Annotated in this window: 23 protein-coding genes; 5 read left to right on the forward strand and 18 right to left on the reverse strand. The window is 61.2% G+C overall.

Annotated elements, in window-relative coordinates; translation table 11 throughout:
- The first annotated feature begins 92 nt into the window (after positions 1-92).
- Entirely contained in the window at positions 93-1130 is a 1038-nt protein-coding gene (locus AC3IYG_RS18030) for an NADP(H)-dependent aldo-keto reductase (protein ID WP_489310735.1), read from the forward strand.
- A gap of 9 nt (positions 1131-1139) precedes the next feature.
- Here AC3IYG_RS18030 and AC3IYG_RS18035 read toward each other — a convergent pair whose 3' ends face one another.
- Positions 1140-2276: an acyl-CoA dehydrogenase family protein gene (locus AC3IYG_RS18035; protein ID WP_489310737.1), complete on the reverse strand. Its 1137-nt coding sequence runs from the start codon at positions 2274-2276 to the stop codon at positions 1140-1142.
- 250 nt (positions 2277-2526) lie between these two features.
- Here AC3IYG_RS18035 and AC3IYG_RS18040 point away from each other — a divergent pair, with 250 nt between their 5' ends.
- Positions 2527-3432, forward strand: coding sequence for a GlxA family transcriptional regulator (locus AC3IYG_RS18040; protein WP_489313953.1), 906 nt, complete (start codon positions 2527-2529; stop codon positions 3430-3432).
- A gap of 87 nt (positions 3433-3519) precedes the next feature.
- Positions 3520-4485: a hypothetical protein gene (locus tag AC3IYG_RS18045; RefSeq protein WP_489310739.1), complete on the forward strand. Its 966-nt coding sequence runs from the start codon at positions 3520-3522 to the stop codon at positions 4483-4485.
- Positions 4486-4542: 57 nt separating this feature from the next.
- On the opposite strand, the gene zapE is transcribed toward AC3IYG_RS18045, so the two are convergent.
- From zapE to AC3IYG_RS18060, 3 genes are all read right to left on the reverse strand, one after another.
- Entirely contained in the window at positions 4543-5637 is a 1095-nt protein-coding gene (gene zapE, locus AC3IYG_RS18050; RefSeq protein ID WP_489310740.1) for a cell division protein ZapE, read from the reverse strand.
- Between the two features lie 362 nt (positions 5638-5999).
- Entirely contained in the window at positions 6000-7349 is a 1350-nt protein-coding gene (locus AC3IYG_RS18055; RefSeq protein ID WP_489310742.1) for a tryptophan--tRNA ligase, read from the reverse strand.
- 45 nt (positions 7350-7394) lie between these two features.
- A complete protein-coding gene (locus tag AC3IYG_RS18060; RefSeq protein WP_489310743.1) occupies positions 7395-8024 on the reverse strand; it encodes an alpha/beta hydrolase in 630 nt (209 codons plus the stop codon).
- A 196-nt stretch (positions 8025-8220) separates the two neighbouring features.
- Between AC3IYG_RS18060 and AC3IYG_RS18065 the strand changes: the two genes are divergently transcribed.
- On the forward strand, positions 8221-8652 hold the full coding sequence (locus AC3IYG_RS18065) for a Z-ring associated ZapG family protein (protein ID WP_489310745.1): 432 nt from the start codon (positions 8221-8223) through the stop codon (positions 8650-8652).
- A gap of 79 nt (positions 8653-8731) precedes the next feature.
- Here the strand turns inward: AC3IYG_RS18065 and AC3IYG_RS18070 are convergent, their stop codons facing one another.
- The 4 genes from AC3IYG_RS18070 to AC3IYG_RS18085 form a co-directional block, all read right to left on the reverse strand.
- On the reverse strand, positions 8732-10063 hold the full coding sequence (locus AC3IYG_RS18070) for an IS4 family transposase (RefSeq protein ID WP_489309617.1): 1332 nt from the start codon (positions 10061-10063) through the stop codon (positions 8732-8734).
- Between the two features lie 115 nt (positions 10064-10178).
- The gene (gene cysN / locus AC3IYG_RS18075; RefSeq protein WP_489310747.1) at positions 10179-12077 is read right to left on the reverse strand and encodes a sulfate adenylyltransferase subunit CysN; all 1899 of its coding nucleotides are present in this window, start codon (positions 12075-12077) and stop codon (positions 10179-10181) included.
- Between the two features lies 1 nt (position 12078).
- Positions 12079-12996, reverse strand: a complete 918-nt coding sequence (cysD, locus tag AC3IYG_RS18080; protein ID WP_489310749.1) for a sulfate adenylyltransferase subunit CysD — start codon at positions 12994-12996, stop codon at positions 12079-12081.
- Positions 12997-13130: 134 nt separating this feature from the next.
- The gene (locus AC3IYG_RS18085) at positions 13131-13889 is read right to left on the reverse strand and encodes a Nif3-like dinuclear metal center hexameric protein (RefSeq protein WP_489310751.1); all 759 of its coding nucleotides are present in this window, start codon (positions 13887-13889) and stop codon (positions 13131-13133) included.
- A gap of 111 nt (positions 13890-14000) precedes the next feature.
- Here AC3IYG_RS18085 and algW point away from each other — a divergent pair, with 111 nt between their 5' ends.
- Entirely contained in the window at positions 14001-15155 is a 1155-nt protein-coding gene (gene algW / locus AC3IYG_RS18090) for a Do family serine endopeptidase AlgW (protein WP_489310752.1), read from the forward strand.
- Between the two features lie 44 nt (positions 15156-15199).
- Here the strand turns inward: algW and hisC are convergent, their stop codons facing one another.
- From hisC to AC3IYG_RS18140, 10 genes are all read right to left on the reverse strand, one after another.
- Positions 15200-16258 (reverse strand): histidinol-phosphate transaminase, encoded by a 1059-nt coding sequence (hisC, locus tag AC3IYG_RS18095; RefSeq protein ID WP_489310754.1) that lies wholly within the window; start codon positions 16256-16258, stop codon positions 15200-15202.
- Positions 16259-16338: 80 nt separating this feature from the next.
- Complete coding sequence (gene hisD, locus AC3IYG_RS18100) at positions 16339-17649, reverse strand: histidinol dehydrogenase (RefSeq protein ID WP_489310756.1); 1311 nt, start codon at positions 17647-17649, stop codon at positions 16339-16341.
- Between the two features lie 231 nt (positions 17650-17880).
- Positions 17881-18507 (reverse strand): ATP phosphoribosyltransferase, encoded by a 627-nt coding sequence (gene hisG / locus AC3IYG_RS18105; RefSeq protein WP_489310757.1) that lies wholly within the window; start codon positions 18505-18507, stop codon positions 17881-17883.
- Between the two features lie 145 nt (positions 18508-18652).
- A complete protein-coding gene (gene murA, locus AC3IYG_RS18110) occupies positions 18653-19918 on the reverse strand; it encodes a UDP-N-acetylglucosamine 1-carboxyvinyltransferase (RefSeq protein WP_489310759.1) in 1266 nt (421 codons plus the stop codon).
- A gap of 24 nt (positions 19919-19942) precedes the next feature.
- Positions 19943-20182, reverse strand: coding sequence for a BolA family protein (locus AC3IYG_RS18115; protein WP_489310761.1), 240 nt, complete (start codon positions 20180-20182; stop codon positions 19943-19945).
- Positions 20183-20314: 132 nt separating this feature from the next.
- Positions 20315-20623: an STAS domain-containing protein gene (locus AC3IYG_RS18120; RefSeq protein ID WP_489310763.1), complete on the reverse strand. Its 309-nt coding sequence runs from the start codon at positions 20621-20623 to the stop codon at positions 20315-20317.
- Positions 20616-21269: an MlaC/ttg2D family ABC transporter substrate-binding protein gene (locus AC3IYG_RS18125; RefSeq protein ID WP_489310765.1), complete on the reverse strand. Its 654-nt coding sequence runs from the start codon at positions 21267-21269 to the stop codon at positions 20616-20618. The genes AC3IYG_RS18120 and AC3IYG_RS18125 overlap by 8 nt, the downstream gene beginning before the upstream one ends.
- An 11-nt stretch (positions 21270-21280) precedes the next feature.
- Positions 21281-21748, reverse strand: a complete 468-nt coding sequence (gene mlaD / locus AC3IYG_RS18130) for an outer membrane lipid asymmetry maintenance protein MlaD (RefSeq protein WP_489310767.1) — start codon at positions 21746-21748, stop codon at positions 21281-21283.
- Positions 21748-22548, reverse strand: coding sequence for a lipid asymmetry maintenance ABC transporter permease subunit MlaE (mlaE, locus tag AC3IYG_RS18135; protein ID WP_489310768.1), 801 nt, complete (start codon positions 22546-22548; stop codon positions 21748-21750). Before mlaE ends, mlaD begins: the two co-directional genes overlap by 1 nt.
- Complete coding sequence (locus AC3IYG_RS18140; RefSeq protein WP_489310770.1) at positions 22548-23357, reverse strand: ATP-binding cassette domain-containing protein; 810 nt, start codon at positions 23355-23357, stop codon at positions 22548-22550. The genes mlaE and AC3IYG_RS18140 overlap by 1 nt, the downstream gene beginning before the upstream one ends.
- Positions 23358-23597 lie beyond the last annotated feature (240 nt).

Below are 23597 nucleotides of genomic sequence, written 5' to 3' on the forward strand. Positions count from 1 at the left end.
GGCATCCCCCGCCGAAAACAGCTGCGGAATTATGCCGATTGCACGAAAAATTTCAACCTGATTTGATGGCAGTTTTGCGCGAGGAGATATTTATGCAGTTTCGCAAGCTCGGCCGCACCGACCTGAGCGTCAGCTCGATCTGCCTGGGCAGCATGACCTGGGGCGAGCAAAACACCCAGGATCAAGCCTTTGCCCAGATCGATATGGCCCGCGCTGCCGGCATCAACTTCATCGACACCGCCGAGATGTACCCGGTACCGCCACGCGCCGACACCTATAGCAGCACCGAGCAGATCATCGGCAACTACTTCAAAACTCGCGGCAATCGTGCGGACTGGGTGCTGGCCAGCAAAATCGCCGGCCCCGGCAACGGCATCGACTACATCCGCGGCGGCCAGCTCAAGCACAACCGCAGCCACATAGGCGCGGCACTGGATGCCAGCCTCAAGCGCCTGCAAACCGACTGGATCGATCTCTACCAACTGCACTGGCCCGAGCGCAGCACCAATTTCTTCGGCCAACGGGGTTACCAGCACAAGGAAGAAAGCTTCACGCCCCTGGAAGAAACCCTGGACGCGCTGGACGAACAAGTGAAAGCCGGCAAGATCCGCCACATCGGCCTCTCCAACGAGACGCCCTGGGGCACCATGAAATACCTGCAACTGGCGGAAAATCGCGGCTGGCCGCGCGCCGTGTCGATCCAGAACCCCTACAACCTGCTCAATCGAACCTTCGAAGTCGGCCTCGCCGAGGTCGCCCTGCGCGAACAATGTGGCCTGCTGGCCTACTCGCCCATGGCCTTCGGCATGCTCTCGGGCAAATACGAGGGTGGCGCCCGCCCGGCGAATGCGCGCATCAGCCTGTACAGCCGGTTCACCCGCTACACCAACCCGCAGGCCGAGGCTGCCTGCTCGCGCTACGTCGCCCTGGCCCGAGAGTACGGACTTGATCCCGCGCAGATGGCCCTGGCATTCGTCACCGCGCGACCTTTCGTCACCAGCAACATCATTGGCGCGACGACCCTTGAGCAACTGCAAAGCAACCTCGCCAGTACTGAACTCAAGTTGAGCGACGAGGTACTCACCGCCATCGAGGCGATCCACAAGGCACAACCCAACCCGGCACCCTGAACCGGCGCGTTACAACGAACGCGCGATGATTTCCTTCATGATCTCGTTGGTGCCGGCATAGATGCGCTGTACCCGTGCATCGGCCCAGGCCCGCGCCACCGGGTATTCCCACATGTAGCCGTAGCCACCGTGCAACTGCACGCACTCATCCAGCACCTTGCACTGCATATCGGTGCTCCAGTACTTGAGCATCGCCGCGGTCGGTACGTCCAGTTTGCCGTTGAGGTGCAACTCCAGGCAGCGATCGACGAAAACCCGGCCGATTTGCACTTCAGTAGCGATTTCCGCCAGCTTGAAGCGGGTGTTCTGGAAGTCACTGATGGCCTTGCCAAAGGCTTTACGCTCACGGGTGTAGTCCAGCGTCCACTGCAACGCGGCCTCGGCCGAGGCCAGGGCGCCGAGCGCCACGGTCAAACGCTCCTGCGGCAACTCCTGCATCAGATAGGCGAAGCCCATGCCGGCCTGCCCCAGCAGGTTTTCCTTCGGCACGCGTACATCCTGGAAGAACAGTTCGGAGGTGTCCTGCGCCTTCATGCCGACTTTTTCCAGTCGCTTGCCCTTCGCGAAGCCCGGCATCCCCGCCTCCACCAGGAACAGGCTGGTGCCCTTGGCGCCAGCCTTGGGGTCGGTCTTGGCGACCACAATCACCAGATCCGCCAGGTAGCCATTGGTAATGAAGGTCTTCGAGCCGTTGATCACATACTCATCGCCATCCAGCACGGCAGTGGTCTTCACGCCCTGCAGGTCGGAACCCGCGCCCGGCTCAGTCATGGCGATGGCCGTAACCATCTCGCCGGACACCAGTTTCGGCAGGTATTTGTGCTTCAGCGCCTCGGAGCCGTAATGCAGAATGTACGGCGCGACGATGTCCGAGTGCAGGGAGAAGCCGATGCCGCTAAGCCCCAGGCGGCTGATTTCTTCGATCACCACCGTGCTGTAGAGAAAATCCGCGTCCATGCCGCCGTATTGCTCGGGAATATGCGAGCAAAGCATCCCGGCTTCACCGGCCTTGTTCCACAGCTGACGGTCGACATGCCCATCCTTTTCCCATTGCTGATGGAAAGGCACCGCCTCCTGCTCAAGGAACTTGCGCACGCTGTCACGAAAGAGCTCATGGTCGGAGCTGAACAGGGTTCTTGGGATCATGGTTGCACCTGCAGAGAAACGTCTATCGCCAGGATTGGCAGGCCCAGACTGTAGGACAGTCAAACGTCCTGACACACTGGACACATGCGACAAAAAATAAGACGATCCAGCCAGACCTTGACCACTCTCCCCTAATAAGAACAACGACCCCATGTCTACCGTGCAATCCGCCGCATTGAAACGAGTCAGCATTCTCGCCACCGAAGGCGTGTTCGCCTCCACCTTGATGCAGGCCAAAGACTTCTTCCACATGGCCAGCCTGCGCTACGGGCGGCAACAGGGGCTGGGGCTGACCCCCGCATTCGAGATCCAACTGGTCAGCCCGGACGGCCTACCGGTACGCAGCTTCAGCGATGTCATCCTGCCGGTGGACGGCGCGCTGGCACCGGCCGACGTGATCATCCTGCCCGCTTACTGGGGTGACTTTGACGCACTCTGCAGCCGCCATCCACAAATACTGAGCTGGCTGCGTAGCCAGCATGCCGCCGGCAGCGTGCTCTGCGGCGAAGCCATGGGCGTGTTCTGGATCGCCCAGGCCGGCCTGCTCGACGGCAAGGAGGCGACCACCTACTGGCGCTTCTTCCGCGAGTTCGCCGAACGCTTCCCCAAGGTGCTGCTGAATCAGGAAAAGCACCTGTCCGATGCCGACAACCTCTACTGCGCCGGCGGCACCACCTCGGCCTGCGACCTCTACCTCTACCTGATAGAGCGCTTCTGCGGCGCCAGCGTCGCGCAAGCCGTGGCTCGCGACATCCTGTATGAAGTGCAACGCAACTATACGCCCGGGCGGATCGGCTTCGGCGGCCAGAAGCTGCACCAGGACGTGACCATCCTGCAAATCCAGCAGTGGCTGGAAGAAAACTTCGCCGACAAGTTTCGCTTCGAGGATGTCGCGCGCGAACACGGCATGAGCATTCGCAACTTCATGCGGCGCTTCCAGGCCGCCACCGGCGACAAGCCGCTGCACTACTTGCAACGGTTACGGATCGAAACAGCCAAGGGCCTGCTCAGCGCCACCCGCAAGAGCATCAAGACCATCAGCTACGAGGTCGGCTACGACGACGCCAGCTTCTTCGCCCGACTGTTCCGCCAGCACACAGAACTGTCGCCCAACCAATACCGTCGCCAGTTCCAGCACAAGGACAGCCATTCCTAGGATGGGGTGGGTCACCAGGTCCGGCGACCTATGATCGGCGCACCCCCTTGCGGGGACCTTCGCTCATAACAAAAACAGGTCTTTGCCATGCGCCGTTATCTACTTGCCCTGCTCGCCCTCTGCAGCTTCAGCGCTGCGGCGGACGATACCTGGAAACCCTTCCCTTACGAACAAAGCGCCTTCGATTACTCGGGCGACAAACTGCGCCAAGCCTGGCCGCAACTGACCCGCGGTTTCGGCGCCGACTATCCGTTCCCGGACGCCGACTGGGTGCTGAGCATGGCCACCACCTACCCCAAAGCCCTGGAAATGACGGTGGAGGGCAACACCGGCTTCACCGGAAAACCGGAAGAAGCCGAGGTTTATGCCGGCAAGCTGCAAGAGGTTTGGCGCCTGATGTTCCGTGGCGATTTCGCCGAAGCGAAGAAACAGGGCCTGGCCCTCGGCGTCGGCGGGCAAATTCCGGCGATGTTCGCCCAAGTGGTGTACGCCATGTTCCTGGTGCCGAACCAGAAGGAAAAACACCGCCTGCTGGAAGAGGTGATCGACTACACCGACAAGGCCGGCAGCCTGGTACAGGCCGACACCGCAGCCATGTTCGGCCGCGTCTATGCCAAGGCGCGCCTCGGCGAAGAACTGTCGGTTCCGGTGGTGCTCAAGCGCGGCTACACCAGCCAGATCCCCAAGGAGCTGGATGCCCTGCTGGCCAAGCAGCCGCAACAACCCTTCGCCCTCGCCCTGTATGGCGGCTATGAAGCCGGGGTGATCCGCAAGGTCGGCAAGCTGGTGGGCAAAATGACCTACGGGGTCAGCGCGGACCACATGGAAAGCTACTTCGCCCGCTCCTTCAAACAGGCCGACAACCTGCCGATTGGCCACTACGAATACGCCAACGCCCTGAGCTACGTGTATGGCGACGATGAAGAGCAGAAAGCCGTCGAACACCTAAAGCGCGCCGTGGCGATCAAGCCGATCAATGCCATGGAAGCCCTGGAGGTCGCGCACGCCTGGCAACTGCTCAAGCAATACGAGCAGAAACTCGCGCAGAACTGAACAGCGCCGCAACGAAAAAAGGCTGCCCATCGGCAGCCTTTTTCATCGGCACGCACCCTAGGGCTTGTGCGCCCGCGAGAGGAACTCGTGGGACTGCATTTCCAGCAACCGGCTCAAGGTCCGCTGGAACTCGAAGTTCAGACGCCCGCCGGTGTAGAGATCCTTCAACTCGACTTCGGCCGAGAGGATCAGCTTGACGTTACGGTCGTAGAACTCGTCGACCAGGTTGATGAAACGTCGCGCAAGGTCATCTTCATGCACGCCCATCTGCTCGACGTTGGAGATCAGCACCGCGTGGAAAATCTTCGACAACTCGATGTAGTCGTTCTGGCTGCGCGGCCCATCGCAGAGCTCGCGGAAGTCGAACCAGGCAACGTCTTCGCAGACCTTGCGCGAGCGGATCGGGCGATTCTCGATCATCAACACTTCATCGAACTGCGCCTGCACGCAGTCCGGCACCAGGCTGACGAAGCTCTTGTTCAGGCTGACTTCGGCACCCTCGTTGAGCGGCCAATAGTACAACTCGGCCTGCTCCAGGGCACGCAGACGGTAGTCGACGCCGCTGTCGACGTTGACGATGCTGGTGTGCTCTTTCAGCAAAGCGATTGCCGGCAGGAAACGCGCACGCTGCAGACCATCCTTGTACAGACCGTCCGGCACGATGTTGGAGGTCGCCACCAGGCTGACGCCGTTCTTGAATAGCTCCTCGAGCAAGGTCGCCAGGATCATCGCATCGGTAATATCGGAGACGAAGAACTCGTCGAAACAGATCACCCGGGTTTCCGCGGCATAACGCTTGGCGATGGCCTGCAGCGGGTTCTTCTCGCCACTCAGAGAAGTCAGGTCCTCATGCACGCGCTTCATGAAGCGGTGGAAGTGCGTGCGGGTCTTCTGCTTGAACGGCAAGGCATCGAAGAAGGTATCGACCAGGTAGGTCTTGCCGCGACCGACGCCACCCCAGAAATACAGGCCCTTGACCGGCCCCTCGTCCTTCCTACCAAACAGCTTGCCGAGCAAGCCGGGCTTGTTCTTCTCGCTGGCGATCAGGTCGTCATAGAGCCGCTGCAAATGGCGCACGGCCGTCTCTTGCGCCGCATCATGGAAGAAGTCGGGACGCTTCAGGTCCGCCTGGTATCGCTCGAGGGGAGTCATAATCGGTAGGGGGTGCTCTTAATTACCACCCCGCGACGGAGCCTGCTGTTGCGCAGGGCAAGGTGCGAGGAGTGTGATTTTTTGTTCCAAATTAACGACGAGTTACGCAGCCCTGCGCAACAGCAGGCCCGTCCCTTCGGGTTGTGCCTGCTCCTTGTATCAAAAGCAGCGCGCCATGCTGCGTTGCAGGCCTTGGCAAGGGTGAACCATCCCCTGCGGCCTGCGCCTTGCCTGGCGCGCTTTCAGGCACAACGCAGGGACGGAAAATAGTTAAGAGCGCCACAAGCACAAAAACGGGGTCGTCACTTTAGCGGCGACCCCGTTACTTGGCAATCGGCCAGCACTGCCGACCGGCCGATAAATCACTCGGACTGCGGGGCTAGAGCCTCGCGCAGACGCTGCATGGCCGCTTCACAGGCGGCCGCATCAGCAAAAGCCGGGCTCTCGCCAATCGGCTCGGCGTCCAGCCAGAGCGCAAAACCCGCTCCCTGAGCACGCAGGTCCAATGCACCGCCATCCTGCAAGCGCTTGCTGACTTGGCCAGCCGACTTACCATCGGCAAAGCCCTTGGACAGCAGCAACTGTTCGCCATCGGCGGCCAACAGGCGGAAGCGGAAGCAGCCATCGTCATCGCGGAAGCTGACGAAGCGCGCGCCTTTGGCGACTTTCTTCTTGCTGCCTTCGCTGGCCTGCAGGTTGCTGCGAAAAGAGCGCAGGCCCACGGCTTCGCGCAGTTCGGCGAGGAACGGAGTGGCCGTCTTGCGGGCCTTCAGCGCACCGGCGAGGAGGATATCCTCCAGGTCGGCTGGCCGCTCGATCAGTGTGTGATAACGCTCGCGCGCCTCGCCGAGCTCGTTGTCGAGCAGTTGGAACAGGCGCTGCTTGGCTTCGCCCCAGGCCAGGCCGGCGAGCAGTTCGGCGCGGAACTCGGCCTGTTGCGCCACACTGGCGAAGGCCTGATAGAGGGTGAACAGGTGCGAATCATCCGGATCTTTCGCCTCGCCAGGCGCGCGGGAGTCGGTGACGATGCGCGAGATGGCGTCCTTCAATTGCTTGGCGCTGCCGAACAGCGGGATGGTGTTGTCATAGCTTTTCGACATCTTGCGCCCGTCGAGGCCCGGCAGCGTTGCCACTTCTGCCTCGATCACCGCCTCGGGCAGGGTGAAGAACTCACGCCCGGCGCCGAACAGGTGGTTGAAACGCTGGCCGATATCACGCGCCATTTCCACGTGTTGGATCTGGTCACGACCGACCGGCACCTTGTGCGCGTTGAACATCAGGATGTCCGCGGCCATCAGCACCGGGTAGCTGAACAAGCCCATGGTCACGCCGGCATCCGGGTCTTCGCCGTCCGCTACATTTTTATCCACCGAGGCCTTGTAGGCATGCGCACGGTTGAGCAGGCCCTTCGCCGCCACGCAGGTCAGCAACCAGGTCAGCTCCGGGATCTCCGGGATGTCCGACTGGCGGTAGAAGGTCGCCTTGTCCGTATCCAGGCCACAGGCCAGCCAGGTGGCGGCGATTTCCAGCCGCGAGCGCTGGATGCGCAGCGGGTCATCGCACTTGATCAGCGCGTGGTAATCGGCAAGGAAATAGAAGGAGTCCACATCGGCGGCACGGCTGGCGACGATAGCCGGGCGGATGGCCCCCGCATAGTTGCCGAGGTGTGGCGTGCCGGTGGTGGTGATACCGGTAAGGATACGAGTGGTCATGGCGATCGCTTATAGGGTTGGGCGCTTATCAGGCTGCAATCAGTTCTAAAGACGCGGCAGGATCAGATCCTTCAGATCGGTCAGCTTGCCGTGAAAAAAGTGCCCGCATTCTGCCACTTTCAACAGCTCGTGGGCACGCTCGAACGCCGCGGACCAGGCGAAAACCGTATCCGGGTCGATGACTTCGTCCTGCTCCGGCTGGATCACAGTCAAACGCCCAGTGCTGGAGAGCGGGTTCTGCGCATTCAACCGCGAAACCGCTGGAGCGACCATGAACAGGCGCTCGACCTCGATTCCGCGCCGCTCCAGGCGGCCGCTCAGGCTGGCGGCGACGAAACCGCCAAAGGAAAAGCCGAACAGGCTCAGGGGCAATTGCGGGTGCTGAGCCAACAGCCAGCTCGCCGCGGCCTCGGCATCATCGACTTCGCCACTGGCCATGTCGTGCGTGCCAGCACTGGCGCCAACACCGCGATAGTTGAAACGCAAGGTGGCAAAACCGGCGTCGCGTGCGGTGCGCTGCAGGGTCGAAACCACTTTATTCAACATGGTCCCGCCTTGCACCGGATTGGGATGACAAATCAGCGCCAGGCCGCGGGCCTCGGGCAAGTCGAGGTAAAGCGCTTCAAGTTGGCCGCCGGGGCCATCGAGCAGGAGAGAAACTTCACGAGTGGACAACAGGGAACTCCGTGACCCCAGCCAGGGTCGACACGTCTTGGTTAGGAATCTGCTTTAGACCTGCTGCGGGCTTCGCGCGTTATGCTGCTCTCACGACGATCTTCAACAGACACCATTATTCAGGGCTTGCGTCGCGCTATACAGCGCAGGTTTGAGCCGTTAACGTAAAGCAAAGCCGTTTATAGAGGAAGGACTCGTGGAACAGACGCTCTTGGCCTGGTTACTACCAGCACTCGCCCTGCTCGCTGGCATCACCATCGGTTTCCTGGTGGCCCGTTTGGTTCCCAGTGCCGCTCCGAGCCGCACACAGCGGCAACTGGATGAGATTCAGGAACGCTTCGACAGCTATCAGAGCGAAGTGGTGACGCATTTCAACACCACCGCCAATCTGGTGAAGAAGCTCACCCAGAGCTATCAGGAGGTGCAGGAACACCTGTCCGAGGGTGCTAACCGCCTGGCCCTCGACGAGTTGACGCGCCAGCGCCTGCTCGCGGCCCTGCACGATGACCAGCCGGGCTCGCGCGAACGCCTGACGCCGCCCAAAGGCGCTGAAACCCCACGGGACTACGCACCCAAGGCGGTCGACGCACCGGGCACGCTGGACGCGACCTTTGGCTTGAAGAAGTAAATCGTAGCGGGCGGCGGCCAGCGACTCCCGCTACCGAACCGACACGCAATAAAAAGCCCCGCCTGAGCGGTAATGCTGTTCACTTAAGCGGAGCAGCATTGCGGTTAACTGGGTAACGGGTCTTGGAAATTTTCACCGTCCTTGGTCGTGATGGCCTTGGACGGTGATCCAGAAACAACCCTCCGATGCCCGCCCGCAAAGCCGACAAGCGTCTACCTGTTGCCGACAGTGGATTGGCAGCGGCCATCACGATCAGCTGCACGGCGATGTACTGGCAAGCCGGCTTGAAGCGTATATCGGACGGGGTGCGTCCAAACGCTACCGCCGCCTGACTCGCCTCCCGACGAATGATGTTGTAGGCCAGCAGCAATCCCCAAACTTCCTGGTAGATCAGGTCAATCTTCTTGCTGCGCAGGGTTGCGGCATTCTGCTGCATGGAGCTTTTGATATCCCTGAAGCCCAGTTCAATTTCCCAGCGCTCCTGGTACAGCTCTGCAACGGCTTCGGCGCTGTAGGCGTCGGCCGGTAGCGAGGTCAGGACGGTTTTCACTTTGCCCTGCACTGCATAGCTGACTTCACGCACGTCCCAGTAGGTTGGTAGGTCTGGGTTACGCTTTCTCGCCTGCGGTGAAACCTTCATACGCAGCAGGCGATCCTGCTTGCCGTAACGGATCACCTCCTCGCTGATCAGGCCCTGACGAGCGGGGATCAACCAGTGTCGGTTGTCACCGGCCGTGGCCACTTTCAGCAGCAAATCAGCACTCCAGAAGCCTTTATCGAACAACGTGACCGAATGGTTGGGGATCTGTTGCAAAAACTCATCGGCCAGGCGCATTTCACTGCGCCGATAGGGGCTCAGCTGGGCATTCAGAATCAAATGGGAGCGCACATTCATCAAGGCTACAAGACGCATCATGGGGAAGGGCGTCTGGCGCTCGGTGGAGGTATTGCCAGACCCGAAATGGTCCCGTAGTTCAGGCGTATCGGGCGTGCGCATGAGTGCCCCGTCCACGGCAAAAACCTGCAGCCCCCGCCAGGTGTCATCGCTATAGCGTTCGCCTCCCCATTGGCTGCCAGTTTTGCGGAACAGCCACTCGACCGGCTCGGCGCCAAGCCGCTTGCGAGCCTCAGTGACACCACTTTTGGCCAGCAAGCAATCCGAAGCCAGTCCCTGGGCACAAATGTTTAGACGCCTGGCCACCTCATGGACAGGCTCATCGCGGAAGAGCGCCATGCCTAGCACCAGCCAGAGCACCTGATCGGCAGGTAGCCGACGACGGCGGATGGTGGCCTGAGAGGAAAGATCAAGCGCGGACGCCACCCACTCGATTGGGATGTTCTGGGTGAAGGTGCTCAGGTCGGAGAAGTTGAATAGCTCGCCCAGATCGAGCAGATGCTGTTGGAAAGACATAAAAAATCCGATACCAGGAAGACTGGCATCGGATTCTCGGGGAAGCCCGGCTGGCGTTCAAATGCTTAAGTGAACAGCATTACCGCCTGAGCGGGGCTTTTTATTGCGTGGGCGATCAGATCGCGCCGCGGCTGCGCAACATATCGAGCACCAACTTGACGCCCTCCTCCAGCGACGCGCTCTGGGTGTCGACCACCAAGTCGGCATTCAGCGGCACATCGTAAGGGAAGGACTCGCCAGGAATGTTGTCGCCAGCGGCGGCATACAAGCCTTGCGGGTCACGCTCACGGCAGGCCTGCGGCGAGGCCTGCACATAAACGGTGAGCAGGCGCTCGGCACCGATCAGCGCCTTGGCCTGTTCGCGGCCTTCGGCGTCCGGCGCAACGAATGCCGCCAGGGTCAGCAGGCCCGCCTCGTTGAACTGCCGCGCCACATGGGCGGCCCGCCGCCAGTTTTCGGTCCGTCCGGCACGATCCTGCGGCAAGCCCTTGTTCAGGTCATGACGCAGGTTCTGGCCATCGAGCACATACACCGCACGGCCCATATCGAACAGCTTGCGCTCCACGGCATATGCCAAGGTGCTCTTGCCGGCGCCCGACAGACCGCTGAACAGTACGGTCGCCGGTTGCTGGCCGAAACGCGCAGCGCGCTCTTCGGTGGCGACGTGCGCCAGTTTGCCGTGATGGCTACCGCCATGGCCATGCAGTGGCGCGGCGATGATCATGCCGGCGCCGACGGTGCCGTTGGTCAGGCGGTCGACGATGATGAACGAGCCGGTGGTGCGGTTGCTGGCATAGCCATCGAGAGCGATCGGCGCATCCAGACTGACCTTGACCTTGGCGATCTCGTTCAGCTGCAGGCTGCTGGCCGCACCTTCTTCCAGGGTGTTCACATCGATTCGGTGAACGATGCTGGCAATCGAACCCGGCACGTAGCTGGTGGCGCGCTTGATGTCGTACTTCTTGCCCGGCAGCATCGGCTCCTCGGCCATCCACACCAACATGGCCTCGAAGCCGTCGGTGACCAGCGGCTGGTTGTCGGCATGCACCAACAGGTCGCCACGGGAGATGTCGATCTCGTCTTCCATGGTCAGGGTCACGGCCTGACCTGGGCCGGCCTGTTCCAACTCGCCCTCGAAGGTGACGATGGACTTGACCCGGCTGCTCTTGCCGGAAGGCAGTACCACGATGTCATCGCCTTTGTGCACGATGCCACTGGCCAGGGTGCCGGCGAAGCCACGGAAGTTCAGGTTCGGCCGGTTGACGTATTGCACCGGGAAACGCATGTCGGTGAAGTTGCGATCCGCCGCGACTTCCACGGTTTCGAGGATTTCCATCAGCGACTGGCCGTCGTACCAGGGCGAACGCTCGCTCTTGTTGACCACGTTGTCGCCCTTCAGCGCCGACATCGGCACAAAATGCAGGCTGGTCGGATTGAGCTGGATGCGCTCGGCGAACTGCAGGTAATCGGCCTTGATCGACTCGAAAACGCCCTGATCGAAGTCCTTCAGGTCCATCTTGTTGATGGCCACGACTATGTGCTTGATGCCCAGCAAGGAGGTGATATAGCTGTGTCGGCGGGTCTGGGTCTGCACACCGTAGCGCGCATCGACGAGGATGATCGCCAGGTCGCAGGTCGAGGCGCCGGTGGCCATGTTGCGCGTGTACTGCTCATGGCCGGGGGTGTCGGCAATGATGAACTTGCGTTTGGCGGTGGAGAAATAGCGGTAGGCGACATCGATGGTGATGCCCTGCTCGCGCTCGGCCTGCAGGCCGTCGACCAGCAGCGCCAGGTCGATATCGTCGCCGGTGGTGCCGACTTTCTTCGAGTCGCGGGTAATGGCTTCCAGATGGTCTTCGTAGATCATCTTCGAGTCGTGCAACAGGCGCCCGATCAGGGTGCTTTTGCCGTCGTCAACGTTGCCGCAGGTGAGGAAGCGCAGCATTTCCTTGCGTTCGTGCTGGGCCAGGTAGGCGAGGATGTCCTCGCTGATCAAATCGGACTGGTGCGACATCTTAAAAGTACCCCTGACGTTTCTTGTCTTCCATCGAACCCGCTTGGTCGTGGTCGATCACTCGACCCTGGCGCTCGGACGTTCGGGTCAGGAGCATTTCCTGGATGATGTCAGTCAGGGTCACGGCCTCGGACTCCACCGCGCCGGTCAGCGGGTAGCAGCCGAGGGTGCGGAAGCGCACTTTCTTTTTGACGATGCGGGCTTTCTCTTCATCGCTGAGGTGCTCGAGGATGCGCTCGTCGTCGATCATGATCAGAGTGCCATTCTTCTCGATCACGTCGCGCTCGGCGGCGAAGTACAGCGGCACGATCGGGATGCCCTCGAGGTAGATGTACTGCCAGATGTCCAGCTCGGTCCAGTTGGACAGCGGGAACACGCGGATCGACTCGCCCTTGTTGACCTTGCCGTTGTACACATTCCACAGCTCGGGGCGCTGGTTCTTCGGGTCCCAGCGGTGCTTGCTGTCACGGAACGAGTAGACGCGCTCTTTCGCGCGGGACTTCTCTTCGTCGCGGCGGGCGCCACCGAAGGCGGCATCGAAGCCGTACTTGTCCAGCGCCTGCTTGAGGCCCTCGGTCTTCATGATGTCGGTGTGCTTGGCACTGCCGTGGGTGAAGGGGTTGATACCCTGCGCCACGCCATCCGGGTTGACGTGCACCAGCAGGTCCAGGCCCAGTTCTGCGACCATCTTGTCGCGAAAACTGTACATCTCCTGGAACTTCCACTGGGTATCGACGTGCATGACCGGGAACGGCAGCTTGCCTGGAAAGAACGCCTTGCGTGCAAGGTGCAGCATGACGGCGGAATCCTTACCGATGGAGTACAGCATCACCGGGTTGTCGAACTCGGCGGCTACCTCGCGGATGATATGGATGCTTTCCGCCTCCAGCTGTTTCAGATGCGTCAATTTATCGAGCATGGCTACTCACGGCTTTCTCTCGAAGGAGAGCTGATTGGACGGCCTACGGGCCGTGGACGAGAGGCGCACTTTAGCACAGCGCCCTATTCTAATCAGGCAGCCACTTAGACCTAAACGATCTAGTGATATGCCACCTAAACGGGGTTCGGGCAGTCGATGAACAGGTGCTCGATGGCAAAACGCCGCGCCAGATAATCGCCCAGGGCCTGTATGCCGTAGCGCTCGGTCGCGTGGTGGCCGGCGGCGATAAAGCTGATGCCATTTTCCCGCGCACTGTGCACCGTCTGCTCCGAGGCCTCACCGGTCAGATAGAGGTCCACGCCCGCGGCGATCGCCTGGTCGATATAGCCCTGGCCGCCACCGGTGCACCAACCGACCCGCCGAATCATCTCGCCCCCTTCCACCAGCAACGGCTCGCGCCCCAGCACCTCCCGCACCCGGCGGGCAAAGTCGCGCGCGCTCATGGGCTCCGCCAGGGAGCCGAGCAGGCCCACGGTGCGCGGATTGTCCGGCTCCAGCGGGCCCTCGACGATGATCTCCAGCTGCCGCGCCAACTGCACGTTGTTGCCGACCTCGGGGTGCAGATCCAGCGGCAGGTGGTAGGCCAGCAGGCTGATGTCATGGCTCAGCAGGGTTTTCAGCCGGCGTTGCTTCATCCCGGTGACGCAGGGGTTTTCGCCTTTCCAGAAATAGCCATGGTGCACCAGCACCACGTCGGCCTCGGCCTCGACCGCGGCGTCCAACAGTGCCTGGCTGGCCGTGACCCCGCTGACGATGCGCCGTACCTGCGGCCGGCCTTCGACCTGCAGGCCATTGGGGCAATAATCCTGAATCCGTGAGGCACTCAGGTAACGCTCGGTCTCTTCCACCAACGTGCTCAGGGCGATGGCCATAAGAATTCCTCGTTCGAGCTGTTGCAGGTCGCTTCATTATTGATGAACGCCCCCTATAATGGCGCCACCTTAAGGGCCTCTTTGCGCCCTCGCAACCCTCGGGATTTTTCGATGTTCAAGGCTCTGCGTTTTCTCGGCTGGCCCCTGCTGGCCGGCGTGCTCCTGGCCCTGCTGATTATCCAGTACTACCCGCAATGGGTTGGCTTGCCACGCCAGGATGTGCACATGCAGCAGGCGCCACGCTATGGCCTCACCCAGCAGGGCCCGGTTTCCTACGCCGACGCAGTGAGCATCGCCGCCCCCGCGGTGGCCAACCTCTATACCGCCAAGATCGTCAACAAACCGGCCAACTCGCTGTTCGAAGACCCGCAGTTCCGGCGTTTCTTCGGCGACAACCTGCCCAAGCAACGGCGCATGGAGTCGAGCCTGGGCTCGGCGGTGATCATGAGCCCGGAGGGCTACCTGCTGACCAACAACCACGTCACCGCCGGCGCCGACCAGATTGTCGTGGCCCTGAAAGATGGCCGCGAAACCCTCGCCCGGGTGATCGGCAGCGACCCGGAAACCGACCTGGCGGTACTGAAGATCGACTTGAAAGAGCTGCCTTCCATCACTCTGGGCCGCTCGGACACCATCAGCATCGGCGATGTGGCGCTGGCCATCGGTAACCCGTTCGGCGTCGGCCAGACCGTGACCATGGGCATCATCAGCGCCACCGGACGCAACCAGCTGGGCCTGAATACCTACGAAGACTTCATCCAGACCGACGCCGCGATCAACCCCGGCAACTCCGGCGGCGCACTGGTCGATGCCAACGGCAACCTGATCGGCATCAACACCGCGATTCTGTCCAAATCCAATGGCTCGCAAGGCATCGGTTTCGCGATTCCGACCAAGCTGGCGCTGGATGTGATGAAGGCCATCATCGAGCACGGCCAGGTGATCCGCGGCTGGCTTGGCATCGAAGTGCAACCGCTGACCCCCGAACTGGCCGAGTCCTTTGGCATGGAAGGCCGCCCCGGAATCGTGGTTGCCGGCATCTACCGCGACGGCCCGGCGCAGAAAGCCGGCCTGCAACCCGGCGACCTGATCCTCAGCATCGACGGCGAGCCCGCCAGCGACGGACGCCGTTCGATGAACCAGGTGGCACGCACCAAGCCGGGGGAAAAGACCATCATCGAAGTGATGCGCAACGGTAAAGCGGTCGAGCTGACGGCTGAAATTGGCCTGCGCCCACCACCGGCCAGCAACGGTTCGAACGAATAAAGAAAAGGCGCCTTCAGGCGCCGTTTCTTTATTCGGGCCAAGGTTTAGCTCAGGCAGACCTTCAGGGCGTCGATCAGTGCCTGATTCTGCTCCGGGGTGCCGATGCTGATGCGCAAAAACTGCGCGATCCGCGCCTGCTTGAAGTGCCGCACGATCACCCCCTGCTCCCGCAGACCCGCCGCCAAGCCAGCAGCATCCGCATCAGGGTGGCGGGCGAAGACGAAGTTGGCGGCCGATGGCAGCACGTCGAAACCCAGGTCGCGCAACCCGGCCACCACCAGCTCGCGGCTGTCGATCACTGCCCGGCAGGTCTCCTGGAAGTAGGCTTGGTCCTCGAAGGCCACGGCTGCGCCGGCAATCGCCATGCGATCCAGCGGGTAGGAATTGAAGCTGTTCTTGATCCGCTCCAGCGCCTCGATCAGGTCCGGGTGCCCGACCGCCAGCCCGACCCGCAGCCCAGCCAGCGAGCGAGACTTGGACAGGGTCTGGGTGACCAGCAGGTTCGGGTAACGATCGACCAGCGCGATCGCGCTCTCGCCACCGAAGTCGACATAGGCCTCATCGACCACCACCACCGAATCCGGATTGCTCTTGAGCAGTTGCTCGATGGCTTCCAGCGCCAACAGGCAACCGGTCGGCGCATTCGGGTTGGGGAAAATGATTCCGCCATTGGGCCGGGCGTAATCCGCTATGCGAATCTGGAACTGCTCATCCAGCGGCACCGCTTCGAAGGGAATGCCGTACAGGCCGCAGTACACCGGATAGAAGCTGTAGCTGATATCGGGGAACAGCAACGGCTTGCCGTGTTGGAACAGGCCGTGGAAGGCATGCGCCAGCACTTCGTCCGAACCGTTGCCGAGAAATACCTGCGCGGTTTGCACCGCGTAATAGTCGGCCACGGCCTGCTTCAGACGCTCACCGTTCGGATCGGGGTACAGCCGCAGGTTATCGTTCAACTCCGCCTGCATCGCCGCCAGGGCTTTGGGCGAAGGACCGTAGGGATTCTCGTTGGTGTTGAGCTTGACCAGTTTGGCCAGTTTCGGCTGTTCGCCCGGCACATAGGGCACCAGGTCTTTGACGAAGGGGCTCCAGAATTTGCTCATCTGCCCTTCTCTCCTCGAATTCATTCGTTTTGATTCGATGGGTTACGCCGTTGGCTAACCCATCCTACGGCGTGGCCGTTTCAGTTTTTGATACGGTATTCGGCGCTGCGGGCATGGGCAGTCAGCGACTCGCCACGGGCCAGCACGGAAGCGGTCTTGCCCAGCTCCGACGCGCCATCGGCCGAGCAATGGATGATCGACGAGCGTTTTTGGAAGTCGTACACCCCCAGCGGCGAAGAGAAACGCGCGGTACCGGAGGTCGGTAGCACGTGGTTCGGCCCGGCGCAGTAATCGCCCAAGGCCTCGGCGGTGTAGCGCCCCATGAAAATCGCGCCGGCGTGGCGGATCTGCGGCAACCAGGCATCGGGGTCGGCGACCGACAATTCCAGGTGCTCGGGTGCGATGCGATTGGCCACGTCGATGGCCTGCTGCATGTCGCGCACCTGGATCAGCGCGCCGCGACCCTCAATGGAGGTGCGAATGATTGCCTCGCGCTCCATGCTCGGCAGCAGTTTGCTGATACTCGCCGCGACCTTGTCGAGGAACTCGGCATCCGGGCTGAGCAGAATCGCCTGGGCGTCTTCGTCGTGCTCAGCCTGGGAAAACAGGTCCATGGCGATCCAGTCCGGATCGGTCTGGCCATCGCAGACCACCAGGATTTCCGACGGGCCGGCGATCATGTCGATGCCGACCTTGCCGAACACATGGCGTTTGGCGGTGGCCACATAGATGTTGCCGGGACCGACGATCTTGTCCACCGGCGGTACGCTCTCGGTGCCATAGGCTAGCGCCGCGACGGCTTGCGCGCCGCCGATGGTGAACACCCGGTCGACCCCGGCAATGCAGGCCGCCGCCAGGACGATTTCATTGATCTCGCCACGCGGAGTCGGCACCACCATCACCACTTCCGGCACGCCAGCGACCTTGGCCGGGATGGCGTTCATCAACACCGACGACGGGTAGGAGGCCTTGCCACCGGGCACATACAGACCGGCGCGGTCCAACGGCGTGACCTTCTGCCCCAACACCGTGCCGTCGGCTTCGGTGTAGGTCCAGGAGTCTTGTTTCTGTTTTTCGTGGTAGCTGCGCACGCGCTCGGCGGCGACTTCCAGCGCTTCGCGCTGAGCGGGCGTGATGCGGGTAAGCGCCAGCTCCAGGCGCTCGCGCGGCAGAATCAGGTCCGCCATGCTGGCGACAGTGAGGCCATCGAATCGCTGGGTGTACTCGACCAGCGCCGCATCGCCGCGCGCGCGGACATTGGCGATGATCTCCAGCACGCGCTGATTGACGCCGTCATCCGACACGCTTTCCCAGCTCAGCAGATGATCCAGATGATGCGCGAAATCCTGGTCAGCGGCGTTGAGTCGGCGAATAGCGATTGGAGCAGTCATAGCGGGCCTCATGATAGACATAGACGTTTGTTGAAACGGTTGAGGATCATCGCAAGCGGGATCATCAACAGGCTCTCGAGCGTCACTAGGCTACCAAGCCCACCGTATGGACGCCCGAGAAAAGTGGCTGTACACGGATAGGCATACGCGACGCAGTGCCGCGTAGAGGGTATTAGCGTCGGTGATCAAAAAACGCGCGGACACTGCCGACGCGTGTGCGTGGCACGACGGTCATCGCGATTCGACCGCCTGGCGCAGGGTATCGATCAACGTCTGGATGCGGGCGTGCTGCATTTTCATCGACGCCTTGTTGACGATCAGCCGCGAACTGACGTGGGCGATCAGCTCCTGGGCTTCCAGGCCATTGGCGCGCAAGGTGTTGCCGGTGTCGACCACATCGATGATCTTGTCCGCCAAGCCCACCAGCGGCGCCAGCTCCATAGAACCGTAGAGCTTGATCACCTCGACCTGCCGCCCCTGCTCGGCGTAGTAGCGCTTGGCGACGTTGACGAACTTGGTCGCCACCCGCAGGCGCCCTTTCGGCTCGGGCACGCCGATGGCGCCGGCGGTCATCAGCTTGCACTTGGCGATCTGCAGATCCAGTGGCTCGTAAAGCCCCTGGCCGCCGTACTCCAGCAACACATCCTTGCCGGCCACGCCGAGGTCGGCGGCGCCATGCTCGACATAAGTCGGCACGTCGGTGGCCCGCACGATCAGCAAGCGCACATCGGCTTGAGTGGTCGGAATGATCAGCTTGCGGCTTTTATCCGGGTTCTCGGTCGGCACGATGCCGGCCTTGGCGAGCAGCGGCAAGGTGTCGTCGAGAATGCGGCCTTTGGAGAGGGCGATGGTCAGCATGAAACAAAGCGTCCTTAGAAACTCGCCCAATCACGGGCTATGCACAACGACAACAGCCAGGCCTGAGCGCAGGTGGGTGCTGAACCTAGCCAAGCCCAACCTGCAGCCACTGATCAGCGCAGGCCGGGCCTGTTGCAGGGCCGACCTAGCCAGGTACGCGACGAATCTTCGCGCCGAGCAACTGCAGTTTTTCTTCGATGCACTCGTAACCACGGTCAATGTGGTAGATGCGGTCGATCAGCGTATCGCCATCGGCCACCAGGGCCGCGATCACCAGGCTGGCGGAGGCACGCAGATCCGTTGCCATTACCGGGGCGCCCTTCAGGTTCTGGGTACCGGTGACGATGGCGGTATTGCCTTCGACCTGGATCAGCGCCCCCATGCGGGTCATTTCATAGACGTGCATGAAACGGTTCTCGAACACGGTTTCGACCACCGCGCCGGTCCCTTCGGCGATCGCATTGAGGGCGATGAACTGCGCCTGCATGTCGGTGGGGAATGCCGGATACGGCGCGGTACGCAGGTTAACGGCCTTCGGCCGCTTGCCTTTCATGTCCAGCTCGATCCAGTCAGGGCCGGTGGTAATTTCGGCGCCGGCTTCCTGCAGTTTCGACAACACGGCCTCAAGGATGGTCGGGTCGGTGTCTTTCAACTTGACCTTGCCACCGGTGGCGGCAGCCGCAACCAGATAGGTGCCGGTCTCGATACGGTCGGGCATCACGTTGTAGCGCGCACCGTCCAGGCGTTTGACCCCATCGATGGTGATGGTGTCGGTGCCAGCGCCTTGAATCTTCGCGCCCATGGCGATCAGGCAGTTGGCCAGGTCGACCACTTCCGGCTCGCGGGCGGCGTTTTCAAGCACGCTGCGACCGTTGGCCAGGGTGGCGGCCATCATGATGTTCTCGGTGCCGGTCACACTGACCGTATCGAAGAAGAAGTGCGCGCCACGCAGGCCGCCTTCCGGCGCCTTGGCCTTGATGTAGCCGCCTTCGACGTCGATCTTCGCGCCCATGGCTTCCAGGCCGCGGATGTGCAGGTCAACCGGCCGCGAGCCGATGGCGCAACCACCGGGCAGTGCGACTTCAGCCTCACCGAAGCGAGCGACCATCGGACCGAGCACCAGAATCGACGCACGCATGGTTTTCACCAGCTCGTACGGGGCAATCAGGGTCTTGATGGTGCGCGGATCGATTTCCACGCTGAGTTTCTCGTCGATCACCGGCTCGATGCCCATGCGCCCGAACAGCTCGATCATGGTGGTGATATCGTGCAGGTGTGGCAGGTTGCAGACGGTAACCGGCCCATCGGCCAGCAAGGTCGCAGCCAGGATCGGCAGGGCGGAGTTCTTCGCGCCGGAGATGCGGATTTCGCCATTCAGGCGAACGCCACCGGTAATAATCAATTTATCCATTAGGAGTCTCGTCGCCCGTGGGCCTTAGGAACGCTCGGCCCAAGCGGCACGGCTGAAGAATTTCATGGTGACCGCGTGGATGCTGCCATCAGCAATCCAGGCGTTCAGGTGGGCATAGATCTGCTGTTGACGTTTAACCGGGCTCATCCCGGCCAACTCATCACTGATCAGGTTCAACTGGAAGTTACAGCCTTCGCCTTCCACATCGACCTGAGTATCGGACAGCTTTGCCTCTAGGAGGTTTTTTACGTCTACGGCCTGCATGCTTAACCTCGATCGGCGCCCTACGCGCGCGGGTCGGCCATCATACAAAAAAGCCCCCCGCCTGCGAACCCCGCATTGCGCAGCACTGACGGAGGGTTTTGCTTTGTGCGTTGAATCACGTGGCGCCTTGAATCAAGCTTCCAACGGTAACAACTCGACCAACCCCGAGACTTGTGCGATCTGCCGCATTTCGATCGGCAATCCGCGCACCGTCAGGGTTTTTCCGGCCGCCTGAGCAACGCGCATGAGGGCCAGCAACAGCGACAAACCCACGCTGCTCGAGTGCACCACCTGTGCGCAGTCCACTACCAGGGCCGCCGGTATGGCAGCCCGGATCAAGCGCTCGCCTTCCGTACGCAACGATGGCCCGGAACGGAAGTCGAGTACACCTGCCAATTGCAGCACACCGTCCGCCGTCTGGCGAATAGCGGCCTCACTCATTACCGGCAGCCTTCTGACCGGCATCGGTGCTTTTGGCATTGGCCACCACTTGCGCCCAACCGTCGATGGTCTTATTGAGGTCGTTGCCGTTTTTCTGCATGGCGTCGGCAAACTGGTCACGGAACAGCTTGCCGATGTTGATGCCGTTGATCGTGACGTTGCGCAACATCCACTCACCCTTGACCTTGGTCATGGTGTAGCTCACCGGGTAGACCGTGCCCTTGCCATCGCGCACTTCCATGTTGACGCTGGTGCGATCGGGGTCGGACTGCTTGCCGGAAGCCGGCAGCACGCGGATATCCTGATTGTTGTATTCCAGCAAGGCATTGCCGTAGAACTGCATCAGGCTGCGCTTGAAGTTGTCCTGGAAGCGCTGCATCTGCTCAGGCGTGGCACCACGCGAGTACTTGACCGTCATGATGCTGCGGGAAATGCCATCGGCATCCACCACCGGACCGATGATGTTGTTCAACGCGTCATAAAAGGCACTCGGATTGCTGCGGTACTGTTCTTTATTGGCTTTGAGGTCGCTCAACAGTTCATCCGTGGTCTTTTGCACCAATTCCTGCGCCGAAGGTGCGGCCAGGGCAAACAACGGAAAAACCGCGAGCAGAACCAGCAAGCTGCGACGTAGAGCGTTAACCATGATCGAACTCCTCATTTGGCTTCTTTATTCACCGAGTTGATCAGGAACTTCCCAATCAAGTCTTCCAGAACCAGTGACGACTGAGTGTCACGAATGGTTCCGCCATCTTTGAGCAGTTCTTCATCACCACCCACGCTGATGCCGATGTATTTCTCGCCGAGCAGCCCGGCGGTGAGCACGGAGGCGGTCGAGTCGGTGGGCAGGTTATCGACCCGCTTCTCCAACTCCATGGTCACGCGACCGGTGTACGTATCCCGATCCAGATCAATCGCCGTCACCTTGCCGATGGTCACGCCTGCCATGGTTACCTTGGCCCGCACGGTCAGACCGGCGATATTGTCGAAGTGCGCATACAGCTTGTAAGTGTCCTGACCAGCGCCCACCGTCAAGCCGCTGACCCGCAGCGCCAGCAACAGCAAGGCCAGCAGCCCCGCCAGGAGGAACAGGCCGACACCAATTTCCAGGGTGCGGTTTTGCATCAGAAATCTCCAAACATCAAGGCAGTCAGGATAAAGTCCAGGCCCAGCACGGCTAGCGAGGCATAAACCACGGTTTTTGTCGTTGCGCGACTGATGCCTTCCGAGGTCGGCTCACAGTCATAGCCCTGGAACACGGCGATCCAGGTCACCACAAAAGCAAAAACAATACTTTTGATCACACCATTGAGCACGTCTTCGGTGAACGACACGCTGTTTTGCATATTGGCCCAGAACGAGCCCTCGTAAACGCCCAGCCAGTCGATCGCGACCATGGCGCCACCCCAGATGCCGACCACGCAGAAAATCATCGTCAGCAGCGGCAGTGAAATGAAGCCGGCCCACAGACGCGGCGCGATGATGTACTTCAACGGATCGACGCCGATCATCTCCAGACTGGAGAGCTGCTCGGTCGATTTCATGTTGCCGATCTCGGCCGTCAGCGCCGAGCCGGCGCGGCCCGCGAACAGCAATGCGGTAACCACCGGCCCAAGTTCGCGCAGCAGCGTCAGCGCGACCATCTGCCCGACCGCCTGCTCGGAACCGTAATCGGCCAGGATGCTGAAGCCTTGCAGCGCCAGCACCATGCCGATGAAGACGCCGGAGACCACGATGATCACCAGCGACATCACCCCAACCGAATACAACTGTTTGATCAGCAACTGTAGAAAACCATTGCCGACATTTCCGCGGCCAAACAAGGCGCGCAGCAGGAACACGGCGGAACTACCGAACGACGCGACCACATCGATGCCGGCGCGGCCGAGCAGGCGGATGCGCTCGAGTATTGGTGTTTTGCGCATCAGCGCGCCCCCAGAATATCTTCGCGGTAATCCACCGCTGGGTAATGGAACGGCACCGGCCCATCCGCAATGCCCTTCATGAACTGGCGGATGCGCGGGTTATCGGACTCCATCAATTCAGCCGGCGTACCTTGGCCGAGCACCTGGGTATCGCCCACCACGAACAGGTAATCGGCGATGCTCGCGGTCTCCGCCAGGTCGTGGGAAACCACGATACTGGTGATGCCGAGGGCATCGTTGAGCAGGCGAATCAAGCGCACCAGAATGCCCATGGCAATCGGGTCCTGGCCAACGAAGGGTTCGTCATACATAAGAATCTGCGGGTCCAGCGCGATCGCCCGCGCCAACGCCACCCGGCGCTTCATCCCGCCCGAAAGCTCATCCGGCATCAGTTCGATGGCACCGCGCAAGCCGACCGCCTGCAGTTTCATCAGCACGATGTCGCGGATCATTTCTTCCGGCAATTGGGTATGCACGCGCAACGGGAAAGCGACGTTCTCGAACACATCGAGATCGGTGAACAGGGCCCCGCTCTGGAACAGCACGCCCATCTGCTTGCGCATATCGAACAAATCGCCGCGCGAGAGATCAGGCAGGTTCTGGCCATTGACCCAGACCTCGCCGCTGGTTGGCCGCAATTGCGCGCCAATCAAGCGTAGAAGCGTGGTTTTACCGCACCCGGAAGGTCCCATAATGCCAGTGACCTTGCCGCGCGGAATACGAATATCGACGTTATTGAAAATACTGCGCGAGCCGCGCTTGAAGGACAGGCCCTTCAACTCGACCGCATAGGCGTTATCGGCACTCATCTGAACTCCTTGCGATGCAGCCTCCTTTTCAGACGCCTCGTCCGTCCGCGGGGACACCACGCTGACTGAACGGGCCGAATTTGGCAGCGCACTATAACATCGCCGCCATGCGCCGCCCAAGATCGAAACCACCTTCGCACAGCATTACCGCCGCATTGCGAACCAGTACCCAGCAGATGAAGGGTGAGCGCCGGGGGCTTTACCGCTATAATCGCCGCCTTTTCATCCGGCCACTGTAGT

The sequence above is a fragment of the Pseudomonas sp. KH_027 genome, assembly GCF_057838565.1.

Excerpts from the sequence above, each read along its gene's own strand:
- AC3IYG_RS18030 (WP_489310735.1), top strand. The coding sequence starts at position 93 with ATGCAGTTTCGCAAGCTCGGCCGCACCGACCTGAGCGTCAGCTCGATC.
- AC3IYG_RS18035 (WP_489310737.1), bottom strand. The coding sequence starts at position 2,276 with ATGATCCCAAGAACCCTGTTCAGCTCCGACCATGAGCTCTTTCGTGAC.
- AC3IYG_RS18040 (WP_489313953.1), top strand. The coding sequence starts at position 2,527 with ATGGCCAGCCTGCGCTACGGGCGGCAACAGGGGCTGGGGCTGACCCCC.
- AC3IYG_RS18045 (WP_489310739.1), top strand. The coding sequence starts at position 3,520 with ATGCGCCGTTATCTACTTGCCCTGCTCGCCCTCTGCAGCTTCAGCGCT.
- zapE (WP_489310740.1), bottom strand. The coding sequence starts at position 5,637 with ATGACTCCCCTCGAGCGATACCAGGCGGACCTGAAGCGTCCCGACTTC.
- AC3IYG_RS18055 (WP_489310742.1), bottom strand. The coding sequence starts at position 7,349 with ATGACCACTCGTATCCTTACCGGTATCACCACCACCGGCACGCCACAC.
- AC3IYG_RS18070 (WP_489309617.1), bottom strand. The coding sequence starts at position 10,063 with ATGTCTTTCCAACAGCATCTGCTCGATCTGGGCGAGCTATTCAACTTC.
- cysN (WP_489310747.1), bottom strand. The coding sequence starts at position 12,077 with ATGTCGCACCAGTCCGATTTGATCAGCGAGGACATCCTCGCCTACCTG.
- cysD (WP_489310749.1), bottom strand. The coding sequence starts at position 12,996 with ATGCTCGATAAATTGACGCATCTGAAACAGCTGGAGGCGGAAAGCATC.
- AC3IYG_RS18085 (WP_489310751.1), bottom strand. The coding sequence starts at position 13,889 with ATGGCCATCGCCCTGAGCACGTTGGTGGAAGAGACCGAGCGTTACCTG.
- algW (WP_489310752.1), top strand. The coding sequence starts at position 14,001 with ATGTTCAAGGCTCTGCGTTTTCTCGGCTGGCCCCTGCTGGCCGGCGTG.
- hisC (WP_489310754.1), bottom strand. The coding sequence starts at position 16,258 with ATGAGCAAATTCTGGAGCCCCTTCGTCAAAGACCTGGTGCCCTATGTG.
- hisD (WP_489310756.1), bottom strand. The coding sequence starts at position 17,649 with ATGACTGCTCCAATCGCTATTCGCCGACTCAACGCCGCTGACCAGGAT.
- hisG (WP_489310757.1), bottom strand. The coding sequence starts at position 18,507 with ATGCTGACCATCGCCCTCTCCAAAGGCCGCATTCTCGACGACACCTTG.
- murA (WP_489310759.1), bottom strand. The coding sequence starts at position 19,918 with ATGGATAAATTGATTATTACCGGTGGCGTTCGCCTGAATGGCGAAATC.
- AC3IYG_RS18115 (WP_489310761.1), bottom strand. The coding sequence starts at position 20,182 with ATGCAGGCCGTAGACGTAAAAAACCTCCTAGAGGCAAAGCTGTCCGAT.
- AC3IYG_RS18120 (WP_489310763.1), bottom strand. The coding sequence starts at position 20,623 with ATGAGTGAGGCCGCTATTCGCCAGACGGCGGACGGTGTGCTGCAATTG.
- AC3IYG_RS18125 (WP_489310765.1), bottom strand. The coding sequence starts at position 21,269 with ATGGTTAACGCTCTACGTCGCAGCTTGCTGGTTCTGCTCGCGGTTTTT.
- mlaD (WP_489310767.1), bottom strand. The coding sequence starts at position 21,748 with ATGCAAAACCGCACCCTGGAAATTGGTGTCGGCCTGTTCCTCCTGGCG.
- mlaE (WP_489310768.1), bottom strand. The coding sequence starts at position 22,548 with ATGCGCAAAACACCAATACTCGAGCGCATCCGCCTGCTCGGCCGCGCC.
- AC3IYG_RS18140 (WP_489310770.1), bottom strand. The coding sequence starts at position 23,357 with ATGAGTGCCGATAACGCCTATGCGGTCGAGTTGAAGGGCCTGTCCTTC.